General features: G+C 73.7%; 2 protein-coding genes. One reads left to right on the forward strand and one right to left on the reverse strand.

All coding sequences use genetic code 11. The annotated features are described in order from the left end of the window. The coding region (locus tag L0B03_RS17515; RefSeq protein WP_308200112.1) for a phosphatase PAP2 family protein at positions 1-769 on the forward strand (769 nt) is incomplete at its 5' end. 24 nt (positions 770-793) lie between these two features. On the opposite strand, the gene L0B03_RS17520 is transcribed toward L0B03_RS17515, so the two are convergent. Next, positions 794-1,663: AI-2E family transporter (locus L0B03_RS17520; RefSeq protein WP_250448246.1), on the reverse strand; the 870-nt coding region annotated here is incomplete at its 5' end.

Genomic DNA, 1,663 nt, shown 5'->3' on the forward strand with positions numbered 1-1,663 from the left:
GTCGAGCCGGCGCGCCCGCGCCCGCGCGGCGGTCGACCGGCTGCGGTCCGACCGCCCGGCCCTGGTGCCGCAGGTCGCCGTCCTCCTCGGACTGGCCTTCGTCGTGCTGGGCACCGCGGGGTTCATCGGGGTGCTCGACGCCGTCCAGGAGAACGACGACCTCGCCCTGCTCGACGAGCCGGCCCTCGAGTTCCTGGTGCAGGCGCGGACCGAGACGCTGACAGGGTTCCTCACCGTCGTCTCGACGGTCTCGGGCCCGGTGGTCCTGCCCGTGCTCATCGCCGTCACGGCGATCCTGTGGGGTGCGCTGCGCCGTGCCTGGTGGCCCGCCGCGCTGCTCACCGGAGCGATGATCGCCTCCTCGCTGGTCTCGCTGGCACTGAAGAGCGTGATCGCGCGCCCCCGCCCCCCGGTGGACTCGATGACCGTCGCAGGCGTCGAGAGCACCTACTCCTTCCCTTCGGGCCACACCATCGGTGCGGCGACCTTCCTGCTCGTGCTGGGGTACCTGCTGTGGATCCGGCGCCCGTCGGTCCCGTCGCTGCTCCTGTGGCTGGTCGGGACGGCGCTGGGCATCCTGCTGGTGGCCATGAGCCGGCTCTACCTGGGGTACCACTTCGTCAGCGACGTGGTCGCCTCGATGGCCCTCGCGCTCGCGGTGCTGGGCGGGGTGATCGTGCTCGACCGGCGGCGGGCGATCCACGCGGTCCGCAGGACGGCGACCTCAGAGCCCGCTGACGACCCCGGGCCGGGCCCCGGGGTCAGCTGAGGTACCACCCAGTCCCTCGGTGCCTCAGCTCGCAGGGCCGCCAGCGAGTGGCCGGCGGCCGTGGCGTACCCACAGCTCACGACCTCCAGCGGCGATGGCTGCGGTCAGGGGGACGAAGAGGAGGGCCCCCGGGATCCCCCAGAGAAGGCCCCCCGCAGTGACCGCCACGAGCACGGTGAAGGCGTTGAGCGGCAGCTCCCGCTGCATGACGTACGGCTCGACCACGCTGTTGCCGAGCTGCTGCACCGCGACGGCGAGGACTGCTACGGCGACCGCTGTCCCCAGCCCGCCCGAGGTCCACGCGACCAGCACGGCGGCGGCCCCGGCGACGAAGGCCCCGATGGTCGGCACGTAGGAGGCGACGAACTGCAGCAGGGCCAGCGTGAGGGCCAACGGGACGCCGAGGATCAGCAGGCCGATCCCGATCCCCACGGCGTCGACGGCAGCGACGACGGTCAGCCCGCGCACGTAGGCGCCGAGGGTGCCCCAGGCGGCCCGGCCGGCTGCGTCGACGTCCTCGCGGACCCGACCTCCGAGGAGCTCGAGCATGCTGCCCCACATCCTCGCGCCGTTCTTGAGCAGGAGGAAGAGGAAGGCGAGCATCAGGAAGAGGCCGATCACCAGGTCCGCGGCGACGCCCAGGGAGCTCGCGAGCTGGTCGAGGATCGCGGGTCCGCCGCTCCCGGAGCCCTCGGCCCGGGGGCCCGCCGCGCCTGATCCACCCACACCAGGAAGATCCACGCCCAGGGCGTCCTGGACCTGCTGGGCGGCGGATCGCACCTGGTCGCGCAGGCGGGGCGCCTGGTCGGCGACCTGTGCCCCGATGGCTGCCCCCGCACCGCCGATCAGCAGCACGACGAGGGCCACCGCGCCGGCGACCGCAAGGCCGCGAGG

The sequence above is a fragment of the Actinotalea sp. C106 genome, from assembly GCF_023630195.1.
Lineage (GTDB): Bacteria > Actinomycetota > Actinomycetes > Actinomycetales > Cellulomonadaceae > Actinotalea.